Here is a 12947-nt window from a genome sequence, read left to right as displayed (position 1 = left end):
CATTTTAAACATGGAATCAGAATGTAGCCGTAATACCAAAGCTGAGTGTAAAGGCGCGTGGATAAGCCGTATAATCGAGTCCGCCGGATAAGGCGGAGTAACTACTGCTGGGTTGAAGAAACGTATAGCCGGTGCCGCTGGTAGCGGTAACGCCGGGAGTGTTTCCCGGTGCATTGGCAGGGTTTTGAACCCTGAAAGAGGAAACCTCCGGATCAATGCCGGAGTAATGGGTGATGGTGAAAATATTCTGCGCTGCCACATATGCTTTCAATCCTTTGAAGCCCGCACGGCGGATCAATTCGGGTGGCAGGTCGTACCCCAGCGAAATTGTTTTGAGCCGCAGGAAGGAGCCATCTTCTATGTAGCGGGAGGTTACCTTTGGCGTAGTGCTGCCCGCGTCGCCCCTGTTGTTATACTTTGCCCTGGGCACATCGTTGGTTGGATTATCGGGTGTCCACCGGTTAGCATATTCTGCAAACTGGTTGCCGTTCGGGAAATAACCTCCGGTGGAAGCAAAGGCCATCCTGTTGGCGTTCAGTATTTCATTGCCGTAGCTCCATTGCAGGAAAATATTCAGGTAGAAATTTTTATAGTTAAAATTATTGGAGAACCCGCCTGTATGAACAGGGAGAGGGCTGCCCAACGTAGTTTGATCGTTGGCATCTACTACGCCATCGCCGTTAATATCTTTGTATTTTGGATCCCCCGGCTGAATACCGGTGGCATAGCCAGGTACGCCGTTTTTCAGGATGTAGGCGCCATTCCCTTGTTTAACAAAATCATCATACTGGTAAACGCCGGCCCACTTATAACCATAGAACTGGGAGATGGGGGCGTCCACTTTTGCAATCCAGGCAGTGGTGCTGTTGCCGCCGGGCAGGTTATAACCTGTTTGCATTACTTCAAAGCCATCATAAAATTTATCAATCTTTCCTTTGTTAAAACTGATATTGAAGCTACTGCTCCAGTTGAAATTTTTTCCTTTAACATTAATGGTGTTGATGGTTAGTTCAAAACCTTTGTTGGTAATTTCCCCGGTGTTCTGGTATTGGGTATTGAAAGACGTGATACTGTAACCCGCGAAGTAAGGGATTTGCACCAGCAGCAGGAAGTTCTTTGTTTTCCGGTTGTAATAATCTGCATCCACGGAGATCCGGTCGTTGAAGAAGCTTAAATTCAACCCGAGATCCAGTTCTGTAGTGGTTTCCCAGGTGAGGTTGGCATTGCCGTTTCCAAATGGTACGGTGCCTCTCGTATAGGAATTGTTGAAAGGGTAGGCGAACTGCGTACCACCAGCGAGGGTAGCCAGGTAGCTGAAGTCTCCCACCTTGTTGTTGCCTACGCTGCCATAACTGGCCCTGAACTTACCATCATTCAGTATGGATCGCAAGCCTGCTGCGAAGGGCTCTTCTGTAAACCTCCAGGCAAAAGCGCCGGAAGGGAAGTAGCCCCATTGCTTGCCTGCCGCAAACTTTGAAGAACCATCGGACCGCGCAGTGGCGGTGAACAGGTATTTATCTTCAAAAGCATAGTTCAGCCGGCCTAAAAAAGAAAACAGCTGCCAGCGCGAGCCGCCGGCATTGGGAGATGCGGCGGTGCCGCCGCCAATGCTTTTAATGCCCAGGTATTCGGTCGACTGTGGCACATTAATGGACCTGAAGCCGGTATAATTGTTCGTGGCGTATTGATAAGTGAAACCTGCCAGCGCATCAATCATATGTTTTTTCCCGATAGTAGTTTTGTAGTTGAGAATATTTTCACTGAGATAATTACTGTTCAGCTGATTGTTGATAGTGCCGTTAATACCATTCACATTGGGCACTGCGCCTGCTTTGTTCTTGAATAAATTTCCCTGTTGTGTTTGTGAGTTATAAAAGGTTTCCGATTTCAGGTTGGTGGCATTATAGCCGCCTGATATCTTCAGTCTGAATTTCTTCAGAAAAGTATATTCCAGGAACGCATTAATAGTACCGGTGTTGTTGATGTTTTTCCGGTATTCATTCTGCGCCTGTAGCAGCGGGTTCACCAGGTTGTTTCCCAGGGTGGCATTGGAGGTGCCATTGTTGAAGTCTTCCAGCGCAAGACTGTCGATCACAGCGTTGAGCAGGTCCTGGTTACCTACGCCGGAAACGGGCCGGTATTGCCACATGCCCTGTACTACGCCGCCACTGAAAGATGCAGCGGGTATGGTGCCATAGGAAGAAGAATTGGAATACCCGGCGGTGATGCCCATCCGGAGATTTTTATTCAACCGTTGATCGAGCGTGAATTTGCCGTCATATCTTTTCAGGCCGGTATTGATAATGATTCCTTTCTGGTCGTAGTAGGAGCCACTGATGGAATACCGCGTGTCTGCGGTGCCTGCGCTGATATTCAGCGAATGGCTTTGGGTGAGTCCTGATTGCAGGAGGAGGTCCTGCCAGTCGTACCCGGGATTGTTTTTATAAGAGTCGAGCGTAATGCCTTTTGCAGGATCGAGGTAAATGCGTGCGTTGGTGTTAACGGGTGTGCCGGGCGTACTGGCCGCGCTGTCCAGTTCGAGCTGTAGTTTTACAAATTCGTAAGGACTCAGCATCTCCATTTTCTTCGTGATTTGCTGTATGCCCAGCGCATAGCTGTAAGTCACTCTTGGGGGACCTGGTTTTCCTCTTTTGGTGTTGATGATGATGACGCCGTTGGCGCCTCTTGCGCCATAAATAGCAATAGAAGAAGCATCTTTCAATACTTCCAGGGAGGCGATATCATTGGGATTGATGGAATTGATATCCATATTTTCAATGGGGAAACCATCTATCACAAACAGGGGAGATCCGTCCTGGCTTACGGAGCTTCCTCTCACTACAATCCGGGAAGCAGCGCCTGGCTGTCCGTCGTTGGAGCTTACTTCCACGCCGGCAATGCGACCGGCCAGCGCCTGGTCAAAAGATGCTACGGGGGCTTTCTGCATATCCTCCACATTGGCTTTGCCCACTGAGCCCGTGAGGTCCCTGCGGGTGGTGGTGCCATACCCGATCACAATTACTTCATTGAGACCGCTGTTGGCAGGCTTTAGTTTTATGTCCTGGAAACGCATGTCTGTAAGCGGTACTTCCAGCGGTTCATAACCGACAAAGCCGATCTGTAAAATGCCGGCAGGTTCCGGCATGACGATGGAGAAGCTGCCGTTATCATCTGTCTGCGCCGCCGCGGTCGTATTTTTAATTCTCACGGATGCCCTGGCCAGGGGCTGGCCGGTGTCGTCTGTTACCCTGCCCTGCAGCTTTTCCTGTTTGGGGGAAGGAGCCGCAACATTGTCCTTTCTCTTCAGGATGATATAGGTATCGTTAAACGTCCACTCAATATTTTTATCTTTCAGCAGCGTATTAAGTACTGCCGGTAAATCGCTTTTGTTGAAGTCTACTTTTATTTTTTCCTTATCGTTCAGGATAAGATTATTATAAAAAACAGTATAGCCGGTTTGCTGCCGGATGGCTTTGAATATATCTGCCAGGCTGATGGCGGCATTCCCGCTTTTCAGGGTTACCTGTTTTTGTCCCTGTGCAAAAACAACCGGCTGGTTAAGCCAAAAGAAGAGCACCAGTCCTTGCAGGAAAGGACTCCATTTGGGTGGAATTAGCTTCATAACGTAGCATTTGATATCTGTTAGAGACGTGATTTTATTTAAAACGGGTGAAGTGGGTCTGAGGAATCCTTCCGGGTCGCCATTTTTTCTGTTAGAAAATACAAAAAAATATAGGAGCCTATCTGTTATATTTACATACTGTAATAGCTGAGTTTCAACATGAAAGTATTTCCTGAACTGTATACCAGTAGATTAAAACTGCGAAAAGTAGAAAGGGATGACCTGGGCGCCCTGTTAAAGTATGCCAATAACAAGAGGATCTCCGAAAACATATTAAATATCTCCTATCCTTATAAAGAGGAAGACGCTGCCTTTTGGATAGACCTTGCGCTAAAGGCATACGTGACCGGGGAACGGGTTGTTTTCGCGATTAATTTAAAAGAGCACAATGAATTCATTGGTGCAGTAGGATTGAGTATTGATACCCGTCATAACCATGCTGAAATGGGCTATTGGATCGGGGAACCATTCTGGGGCAAAGGCCTCATGACCGAGGCGGTAAAAGAAGTCCTGAACTTTGGATTCCACACGCTACACCTCCATAAAATTTACGCGACTGTTTTTCCCGAAAACAATGCATCAGAAAAGATTTTGATTAATAGCGGCCTGGTAAAAGAAGGGGAGCTGGTGGACCAATATAAAATTGGCGATGTTTATAAAACTGTTTTCCAATACCGGTTAATAAAGTATGAGTACGAAAAGTAAAGTGTATTCATAGTGCATGGGGAGTGCATGAGTAGTGCATTGGAAGTGCATGGGAACAGTATTAATAGTGCATGGATTACCCATGGTATACCCATGGATGAGGTACCCGGGAAGTATTCGTGATATAACAAGGATATCAGGCTTATATTGGACAGACAAACTTAAATTGCCTTTAATGACCCATTTCCCAATAGACTATTTCCAGGTTGTATTACAGGAAAACATTCCTTTAAGCGAGGATGAGATAAAACATATTGACAAACAACGAAGTGAATTCTTTAAAGACGCCCCAGGTATTTTGATGACCGCCACACTTTTTATAATGGCGATCGCTTATTACTTTATACAACACGAAATTAATCTACAATATTACCATTACATTTTGTTTGTTTTTGCAGGAATAGCAATGTTCGGTCTTTTTTATTTATTTGTTTGGCTAACGTTCAGGAGTTTTAAAAACGATTGGAAGAAAGATATTATAAACGGGAAAAACAAATTGTCGAGTGTAATTATCAGCCGTCACAAAACAGAAAATGATGAATATATTGTGACCTTTGCAGGGCGGCATAAAGGCGAGAAATTCAGCCTGCCGGTTAAGAAAGCGGACTACTATCATTACCCAATAGGCACAAAAGTGCTCGTTTCCTATTTAAAATATAGCAAAGAAGTACTTGAAATTACGGAATTATAGCAAAGTATCAGTGACAACTTTAAGCACAAAAAACAGGACGATGCGTTTATTTTTTTGTTTCTTATTTCTTGTTACAATTAGCGTTGAAGCCCAGCATACCACATCAACAAAGGATTCGATTTACTCGAATAGCCTGGGTGAACTACGTAAAATTGAGATTATTTTACCGGACAATTACGCAGCAGACACTACTCATTATGATGTGTGGTACGTGATTGATGGGGAGTGGAATACGCATACGTTTACGAATATCTTCAATTTCCTGGTGGCGATAAAGTTCGCTCCGCAGGCGATCATTGTGAATGTCCCCAACCGTTATGTCAACGGTTTCAACCTGCGCGACCGCGATTTCACCCCTATCCAATCGAAAGATGTGGACAGCTCGGGTGGTGCGGACAAATTTCTTGCCTTCTTTGAAAAAGAGCTGATGCCCTATATTAATCGCAAGTATCGCGTGAGTAGCGAGAGCGGGTTGTTCGGTACATCATTGGGTGGGGTATTTGCTTTTTACACCCTGCTTCAGCGGCCGGACTTGTTCCGTTTCTATACGCTCGGCGACCCGGCTTTCCAGTTCGGCGACCGGCACCTCGTGCGGATGGCAGCGCAAAAACTAAAGTCGGTTCAATTCCGCAACACCGTGCTGAATATCGGTGGCCGCAGTGGTTTTTCCTACGGCGACATGGCGCGTGATGCAATGGACAGCATGCTGAAAGCGAATGCACCTTCAGGGCTGCACTGGCACTCGGCGCTCTACGACAATGAAACGCATGGATCGAGTGTGTTCAAATCGAACTATGATGGACTTAAATATGCTTACCTGGGGTATTACGTCCGCAACGCCCGTTATCAACCGACCGGCGGCATTGTGGTGAAGGGCCGGCCGATCCGCCTGTTTTTGCCAACTGATAACGCTGAGATCCGCTATACGCAGGATGGTTCATTGCCCAACCGCAACAGTGCGCTGGTAGATGATCATTTGATCACAGATGATCCTTCAGGTATCCGGGCAATATCGTTTTCGCCGGGCGGGCGATACGATCATGAGCTGCCAATGAACCTGCGGACAGGTGACTATCTGACGCCGGAAAAGATGTTGCGTGCTACCCGGCAATTGCCAAAGCTCGATCTGCAATCGAAGCCTGTGAATGGTCAGCTGACCGGGGTCGTCGCTATTCCGCGTGATGGCTACTATGTATTTCAACTAACGCCTTCGGAAGGCACACAACTCTATCTTAGTGATTCATTGTGGATTCAGTACAACCCGGCGGATGGCCATGTACGGCAAACGGTGATACTGCCACTGCGCAAAGGGAATTATATTTTAAAACTATTGCATCCCGCAAAAAAAGCGGACGATCCATCGCTGAACTTCGGACTCTACTCCAGCGAAAACGGGCAGGACGACTGGTGGCGAAATCCGTTAGTGAAGTGGTGAGCACTACACGATCTCCCACCTGCCGGTTTTTTTTGCATGGTCGATCGCTTGTTGCCCCTGTTGGGTCATAGCGCCTTTTTCAATCATTTTCCCGGCCATAGTGAGTTGGTTTGTTTTAACAAAAATAAAAGGGAGATATGACAACCCTATGTCAACAGGAAATACATTTTTTTTAAAAGTCCCGGATGGAGGTTACATATTCTTTAGTATATTGACTATCGACTTCTTCTTTCACTTTTTTAATCGTACATATGAAAAAAGTAACGGGCCTTGGGGGCGTTTTTTTTAAATGCGCTAATCCGCAGGAAATGAACGAATGGTATGCTAAAAACCTCGGATTGACTACCAGCGAATACGGGACTACGTTTGAGTGGCGGGAGGCCGATAATCCGTCGAAGAAAGGATCTACCTCCTGGTGTGCGTTTCCACAGGATACGGCATATTTTAAGCCATCGGACAAGCCGTTTATGATCAATTACCGCGTGGAAAATCTCGTTGCGCTGGTAGCGGAACTGAAAAAGGAAAACGTGACTATTGTTGATGAGATTGCGGAATATGATTATGGCAAATTCGTTCATGTGCTCGATCCGGAAGGCAATATTATTGAACTTTGGGAACCAAAAGAGGATTCAGAATAATACCTCCTATGAATACCGGCTCCCGTATTATAACTTAAAGCAAACATTCCTTATATATGCACAAATGGTTGCTGCTACTGCTGTTGACTCCTGTACTAGCTTTTTCGCAGGAGGACCGTAAACTTGAAAAAGGATTGAGAAATATTATCACCGGGTTTCACGGCGATGTGGGAATTTACGTAAAGAACCTGAGAACCGGCCGTTATGCCGCTATCAATGCCGACACTATTTTCCCCACGGCCAGCATTGTGAAAATTCCTATCCTGGTGGGCATGTTTGACAAAATCGAAAAAGGCGAACTGAAATATCATCAGCCGCTGGTTTACCGCGATTCCATTAAGTATGGCGGATCGGGCCTGATGCAGTTCTTTAAAGACAGCACCTCAACGGAGGTGAGTGTATTGCTGGCGCTGATGATGTCTTACAGCGATAATACCGCATCCATCTGGAACCAGTCGCTGGCAGGAGGGGGGCAACGCATTAATGAGCTGATGGAGCAGTACGGACTTGCTGTTACGCGGGTAAATTCGCGTACCCCCGGCCGTGCAGAGATCTGGAAAGTATACGGCTGGGGCATGACTACCCCCCGCGAAATGGCCACCCTGCTGGTGAAGATCCGTAATGGTGAGGTGATCAGCAAGGCCGCTTCCGAACGCATGTACCGGTTAATGACCCACGGGTATTATGATGAAACCGGGTTGTCGGCTATTCCGCCGTATGTACAGGCCGCCCATAAAACCGGTTCACTGGATGAGTCCAGGTCAGAAGTGATCCTGGTAAATGAACCGCGGGGGGAGTATGTGTTTTATGTGGGCACCAAAAATAATAAAGATCAGCGCTGGACAGACGATAACGAAGCACAGGTGCTGATCAAGAACGTTTCCGCCTACCTGTGGAAGTATTTCAAACACTAATCTTTTAAAGATAATTAAGACTGTTCCTAAAAAATATCTATTTTTGTAGTGATTAACACAAAATTTGTATTGTATGAGGGGACGGCCAGCCATATATGATAATAAGGATGTTGTAGAGAAGGCACAGAAAGTGTTTTGGACAAAGGGATATACCGCTACATCTCTGGAAGATATACTCACGGCTATGGGAATAGGCAGCGGAAGCTTTTATAATGCATTTAAAGGAGGAAAGAAAGAGCTGTTCCAAAAAGCCATCCAACAGCGCAGGGAAGCATTTAAGGAGTTTGAAACAGCGCTTAATCAAAGTGATGCGCCAATGGAGCTGATCAAAGACTTCTTCCGCAGCATGGCCCGGGCCGACCGGGAAACGCATCTGCAGGGCTGCATCATCGTTAACACCGTGGTGGAAATGGCGTCTCTTGACAAAGAACTGGAAGAGGAAGCCGTAACCATTCTGAAAGAAGTAGAACAACTATACACCAAAGCCATCCGCCGCGCGCAAAAGAATGGCACTATGAAAAACCAAACCGATCCCGTGATCCTGGGCCGCTACCTGGTTACACTCTGGAACGGGTTGAACGTTACCAGGCGGATGTATCCCGATAATAAAATCCTCCTCAAACAGATTGAAATGCAGCTGGAAATCCTCCGCTGATTTTTTTTGCTGATATTTGTAGTGATCAACACAGAACAAAATCTTTCGCTATTAAAATAATATAACAGGACGCTCATGGATTTACAATTAACATCAAAAACGGCTTTTATCAGTGGATCAACACAGGGCATCGGCTTTGCCATTGCCAGGTTATTACTGCTCGAAGGAGCGACGGTCATTATCAACGGAAGAACGCCTGAAAAGACAGCTGGGGCAGTGAACAGACTGAAGGAAGAAATACCGGAAGCTAAGGTATCCGGCATAGCAGCTGACTTTGCCAGCGCCGCGGAGGTGAACCGGTTATTGGATACGCTTCCAGGTATTGATATTTTAATTAACAACGTAGGAATATTTGAACTAAAGGAGTTTACGGATATCACGGACGAAGACTGGCAGAAAATTTTTGAGATAAATGTATTGAGTGGTATCCGGCTATCGCGGCAGCTGCTTCCCAAAATGCTGGAGCGTAACTGGGGCAGGATTGTTTTTATCAGCAGCGAATCCGGTATTCATATCCCGGGAAATATGATCCACTACGGTACCACTAAAACTGCCATGCTGTCGGTGAGCCGTGGACTTGCAGCGTTAACTAAAAACACCGGGGTTACGATAAACGCTATTCTTGGCGGGCCCACCTATTCCGAAGGTGTGGCGAACGCAGTGGAACAAATTGCAGGTGCGCAAAACCTGGGCGTGGAAGCAGTGAAAACAGGTATTATTAAAACAATGAATCCAACCTCCTTATTACAGCGGTTCATTGAGCCTTCCGAAATCGCCAGCCTGGTGGCTTATCTTTCCAGTCCTTTGTCGGTAGCCACCAACGGAGCTGCGCTCCGCGCAGATGGAGGTGTGCTCAATACCATTGTGTAGTATTAGCCGGGCCGGATGCGCCATCCGGCCCGGCTTTTATAAAGCTGTTAAGCCCAGTTGCAATACTTCTTCCAAAAACGCTACCTGTCTTTCATTGATCAGCTTTGCCGCCTCCTGCAGGGTAAACCAACCGGCTTTGTCTATTTCAGGATAGGTTTTATATTTCCCGCTTCTCGGCGGCCATTCTATTTCAAACGTATTGCTCACTATTTTCGCCGGATCCAGGTTACCGGATGCAGCCCAGCAATGTACCTGCTTGCCACCCTTTTGGGTAATGGTAGTCAGCCGGGTGAAAGGAGCGGCCGGCGTATACCCCGTTTCTTCTGCAAACTCCCGGATAGCCGTATTCAGCGGATCCTCTCCCGGCATAATTTCTCCTTTGGGAACCGTCCACCAGCCAGCGTCTTTCTTCGCGAAAAACGGGCCACCGGGGTGTACCAGGAAAAACTCAGGTCCGCTCCTGGCAGCACGGATGAGTAAAATACCGGCGCTTTGTTTCATACGGTGAAAAATTGTTGGTTTCCAAACTTACAACAATACCCATACCGGACCGCAAAAAAGTACCCGTAAAACTATGGGGTATTGTTTATAATTGTTAAATTGACAGTTATATACAGTAACCCATCAGAAGAATCTGAAATAAATTACCACGTATGAAAAGCCTGTTTATTACGCTATGTTTTATCAGCCAGCTGGCCTTTGCACAAAAGCTGCCGGCAAAAAAAGAGACCCTGGCGGCAATGCGCCTCACCAATCAATATTTTATGCAGAAATGGCCAGATCCGGGCAAGCCTACTTTTACCAATAAAGAACGTCCCTCTAATTTGTGGACCCGGGCGGTTTATTATGAAGGACTCATGGCGCTCTACAATATCGACAAGCAAGCCGCTTACTATGATTATGCCGTAGCCTGGGGCAATAGTCATCAGTGGGGACTTTGGGGCGGCACACAAGTACGGAATGCGGATAATCAATGCTGCGGACAAACCTACATAGACCTGTACCTCATCGATAAAAAAGAAGAACGCATCAGGGATATTAAAGCCGCCATGGATAATATGAAAGCCTCCCCGGAAGTGGACGACTGGTGGTGGATCGATGCGCTGCAGATGGCCATGCCCGTGTTCGCCAGGCTAGGCGTGATCTACAAAGATACCAGCTATTTTAACCGGATGTATACCATGTACGCCTACACGAAATATAATCACGGCGGTAAGGGTTTGTATAACCCGGCAGATCACCTGTGGTGGAGAGACAAAGATTTTGTGCCTCCCTATACTGCACCGAATGGGGAAGACTGCTACTGGAGCAGGGGCAATGGCTGGGTGGTAGCTGCACTGGTGCGCACGCTGGATTTGCTTCCCACCAGCGATCCGCATTACAAGGAATACCTGCAGGACTACCAGGATATGTTAAAAGCCCTGGTCCCCATCCAACGCCCGGATGGCTTCTGGAATGTAAGTTTGCATGATGCGGATAACTACGGCGGAATGGAATTGACCGGCACCTCGCTATTCGTATACGGAATGGCCTGGGGCATCAATCATCACCTGGTCGATAAGAAAACCTATCTGCCTATAGTCCGGAAAGCATGGAATGCCCTCCTGGAAAACTGTATCGATAAAGATGGACGATTAGGCTATGTGCAGGGCACCGGTAAGGAACCTAAAGACGGACAGCCCGTTACCTTTGATAAAGTACCCGACTTCGAAGATTATGGATTAGGCTGTTTCCTGTTAGCGGGTAGTGAAGTTTACAAACTGTGATTACCGGTGAAAAGTTTTTTCAAGGCTTCTGCCTTTCTTTAACCTGAAGTGCAGAAATAATAAGGCAATAGCCACCAACAGCACGCATAAACAAACAATGAGGCTCCATTCCAGGTGAATATTCCCGGTGTGGTACAGGGATAGTATGGCCTCTATAGCTATACATAATACCGCGCCGCCAATAAACGTATAGGCGATCAGGTTAACGCCTTTGGAAACCGAATGCCGGATGATGCTTAGCAAAACGGCGGTAATACCACTGGCTGTCAATAAAACAGGAATCGCTATGGGGGCCGCCCAGCTGAGTCCACCGGTTAGCGCATCCAATAATAACATAAGCACAGACGAGGTGATAAATCCTCCCAGCATACGGGCCGTGCTGCTGCCTGACCAAAAGGCAAAGAAGGAAACATAGGCGAAAATAGTAAGACAAACAGCCACCGGGTATTCCGACCAGGAAACGGTTTTGTTGATAATAAGATTAATCAGCAACGCAGCTACAATAGAGGAAATCAGCACCAGGGATACAATTTCCCACACCAGTTTCTTTTGTTGCTTTGTCAGCGTTTCAGCCGGGGCTGCTATTATTTTCCTGCCGTTGTCAACTGTTTCCTGCTTTTCGCTGTTGGTACCTGCTCCGGCGCCGCATAGCGGGCATATCAGCATATCGTCTTCCAGTATTACGCCACAGTTATTACAATACTTCATGAGTTTATTATTTTAACAGCGATATTCTGCTGCGCCATAAATGTCAGGAAATGTCTTTCCAGTTCTTTTGAGGTGGTGATATTGCCAAAACTTAATACGAGGTTGTCGCCGAACCCGGCAACACCGCAATTTACCTTCAATACTTTATTGGGCGGAGGGGCAATAAATACAAACTGCTCAATCAGGTGATTGGCGTCTGGTCCGAGGTCTATCTTTCCCAGGTTGGTGACTACGCCACTGTATTGTTTTGTACCAACAATATACAGCCTGGAAAGGAAAAGCGATTTCAGGAAAAGCGGGATATTTTTCACCAGCGTATTGCGTTCACCACCCACATTGCGGGAAATCATTTTATTGATCAGCTTCTGGTCGGTTTCCAGTTGCATCTGGTGATATACGGTTTTAACGATCTCCTCAAATGTATAATGTCCCAGCCTGAGATCGATTTGCGGAAGTACATACAATGAGAAGTTCCTCATCGACCGCGTGGGGTACAACTTACGTAGGTTCAGCGGAACTTCGATACGTAATATTTTCCTGTTGATATTCTTTTTTAAACGGGGTTGTTGTTCATGAATTTGCTGTAGTGCGTGAAGATAAACAGCGGTGAGATATACCGTGAGGCTCACTCCCAGCGCCTTTGCCTTTTTAGTAACCTGGGCTACAGGCATGATGGCGGTAAGCACACTGAACCTGGGTTTTCTTTTTAAAGAGAAGGGAACATGAAAGGCGCCGGGAGTTTTTATATGCGGCGCGTCTATTTTTTTAAAATACCTGCTATAGGCATCTTCGTATTCTTCCGGCGCCGGTGGTTGATCGGGATTGTAAAACGCCGGTTTATCTGCAAGTGGAATACAGCATTTTTCAAAATACACGAGTAATAATGTTTTCAGAAATTCAAACGCGCCGGTGCCGTCTGTCAGAATATGCGAAAATTCAACGC

Annotated in this window: 12 protein-coding genes; 8 read left to right on the top strand and 4 right to left on the bottom strand. The window is 46.7% G+C overall.

Features of this window, described 5'->3' with window-relative positions:
* Positions 1 to 16: 16 nt before the first annotated feature.
* Positions 17 to 3622, bottom strand: a complete 3606-nt coding sequence (locus tag ACLHR0_RS11080; RefSeq protein WP_436486535.1) for a SusC/RagA family TonB-linked outer membrane protein — start codon at positions 3620 to 3622, stop codon at positions 17 to 19.
* A 159-nt stretch (positions 3623 to 3781) separates the two neighbouring features.
* Between ACLHR0_RS11080 and ACLHR0_RS11075 the strand changes: the two genes are divergently transcribed.
* The 7 genes from ACLHR0_RS11075 (at position 3782) to ACLHR0_RS11045 (ending at position 9530) form a co-directional block, all read left to right on the top strand.
* Entirely contained in the window at positions 3782 to 4327 is a 546-nt protein-coding gene (locus ACLHR0_RS11075) for a GNAT family N-acetyltransferase (protein WP_436486533.1), read from the top strand.
* A 49-nt stretch (positions 4328 to 4376) separates the two neighbouring features.
* Positions 4377 to 5018, top strand: coding sequence for a hypothetical protein (locus ACLHR0_RS11070; RefSeq protein WP_436486531.1), 642 nt, complete (start codon positions 4377 to 4379; stop codon positions 5016 to 5018).
* On the top strand, positions 4999 to 6453 hold the full coding sequence (locus ACLHR0_RS11065; RefSeq protein ID WP_436486529.1) for an alpha/beta hydrolase-fold protein: 1455 nt from the start codon (positions 4999 to 5001) through the stop codon (positions 6451 to 6453). The genes ACLHR0_RS11070 and ACLHR0_RS11065 overlap by 20 nt, the downstream gene beginning before the upstream one ends.
* A gap of 251 nt (positions 6454 to 6704) precedes the next feature.
* The gene (locus tag ACLHR0_RS11060) at positions 6705 to 7091 is read left to right on the top strand and encodes a VOC family protein (RefSeq protein WP_436486527.1); all 387 of its coding nucleotides are present in this window, start codon (positions 6705 to 6707) and stop codon (positions 7089 to 7091) included.
* 56 nt (positions 7092 to 7147) lie between these two features.
* Positions 7148 to 8005 (top strand): serine hydrolase, encoded by an 858-nt coding sequence (locus ACLHR0_RS11055; RefSeq protein WP_436486525.1) that lies wholly within the window; start codon positions 7148 to 7150, stop codon positions 8003 to 8005.
* Between the two features lie 73 nt (positions 8006 to 8078).
* Positions 8079 to 8660 carry a TetR/AcrR family transcriptional regulator gene (locus tag ACLHR0_RS11050; protein ID WP_436486523.1) on the top strand — a complete coding sequence of 194 codons (582 nt, stop codon included), beginning with the start codon at positions 8079 to 8081 and terminating at the stop codon, positions 8658 to 8660.
* A 75-nt stretch (positions 8661 to 8735) separates the two neighbouring features.
* Entirely contained in the window at positions 8736 to 9530 is a 795-nt protein-coding gene (locus tag ACLHR0_RS11045) for an SDR family NAD(P)-dependent oxidoreductase (RefSeq protein ID WP_436486521.1), read from the top strand.
* 36 nt (positions 9531 to 9566) lie between these two features.
* On the opposite strand, the gene ACLHR0_RS11040 is transcribed toward ACLHR0_RS11045, so the two are convergent.
* Entirely contained in the window at positions 9567 to 10031 is a 465-nt protein-coding gene (locus tag ACLHR0_RS11040) for an NUDIX domain-containing protein (protein ID WP_436486519.1), read from the bottom strand.
* 152 nt (positions 10032 to 10183) lie between these two features.
* On the opposite strand from ACLHR0_RS11040, the gene ACLHR0_RS11035 reads away from it, so the two are divergent.
* A complete protein-coding gene (locus tag ACLHR0_RS11035; RefSeq protein WP_436486517.1) occupies positions 10184 to 11296 on the top strand; it encodes a glycoside hydrolase family 88/105 protein in 1113 nt (370 codons plus the stop codon).
* On the opposite strand, the gene ACLHR0_RS11030 is transcribed toward ACLHR0_RS11035, so the two are convergent.
* Together ACLHR0_RS11030 and ACLHR0_RS11025 are read right to left on the bottom strand one after the other, a co-directional pair.
* Positions 11297 to 12004 (bottom strand): DUF6320 domain-containing protein, encoded by a 708-nt coding sequence (locus ACLHR0_RS11030; protein ID WP_436486515.1) that lies wholly within the window; start codon positions 12002 to 12004, stop codon positions 11297 to 11299.
* Positions 12001 to 12879 (bottom strand): hypothetical protein, encoded by an 879-nt coding sequence (locus ACLHR0_RS11025; protein WP_436486513.1) that lies wholly within the window; start codon positions 12877 to 12879, stop codon positions 12001 to 12003. The genes ACLHR0_RS11030 and ACLHR0_RS11025 overlap by 4 nt, the downstream gene beginning before the upstream one ends.
* Between the last annotated feature and the right edge of the window lie 68 nt (positions 12880 to 12947).

Source organism: Chitinophaga sp. ARDCPP14 (assembly GCF_051362515.1).
In the GTDB taxonomy this organism is placed as follows: Bacteria; Bacteroidota; Bacteroidia; order Chitinophagales; family Chitinophagaceae; genus Chitinophaga.
Note: the sequence above shows the minus strand (reverse complement) of the source record. Positions and strands in the feature narration are given on the sequence as shown.